Here is a 662-nt window from a genome sequence, read left to right on the forward strand (position 1 = left end):
AGCCCACCAAAGAAATCGTGGGAATTTCAGCTCGAGTACGAGATCTGCGACCCTGGTCTCGCTGTTTGCGTACTTTTTCAAGACGCCCCGTTAATGCTTTAATACGTCCACGTAGGAGACGCCGATCAGTTTCAAGCTGCGTTTCACCCGGACCACGTAAACCGATCCCACCCTTTTGACGCTCTAAGTGAGTCCAGCCACGAATCAAACGCGTTGATATATACTCTAACTGCGCAAGCTCTACCTGCAACTTGCCTTCGTGAGTACGAGCACGCTGCGCAAAGATATCAAGGATCACACCAGTCCGATCGATCACTCTGCACTCAAGGGAGCCCTCAAGGTTACGCTGCTGACTAGGCGAGAGAGCGTGATTGAACAACACCACATCAGCGTCGGTTACTGCTTTTTCCGTAATTATTTCTTCTAACTTTCCGGAACCTACAAAAAAACGCGCACTGGGTTGCGATCGACTACCGGTAACGATCCCAACAGGCTCAACACCTGCCGAACGCACAAGTTCACGAAACTCCTGCGCATCTTCACGGTCATTTTCATTTGGAAAGTCTAAGTGGACGAGAACAGCTCGCTCTCCCGCATCTGGTCTATCAAACACGGCAGAGCTTAAATACTAACGAGAAAATACCAATTTCCAATGGAGTATT

Annotated in this window: 1 protein-coding gene; it reads right to left on the reverse strand. The window is 49.2% G+C overall.

What is annotated here, in order from left to right; genetic code table 11:
• The coding region (gene hflX / locus A3739_RS03925) for a GTPase HflX (protein WP_068500400.1) at positions 1-613 on the reverse strand (613 nt) is incomplete at its 3' end.
• Positions 614-662 lie beyond the last annotated feature (49 nt).

This window comes from Oleiphilus sp. HI0067 (assembly GCF_001635735.1).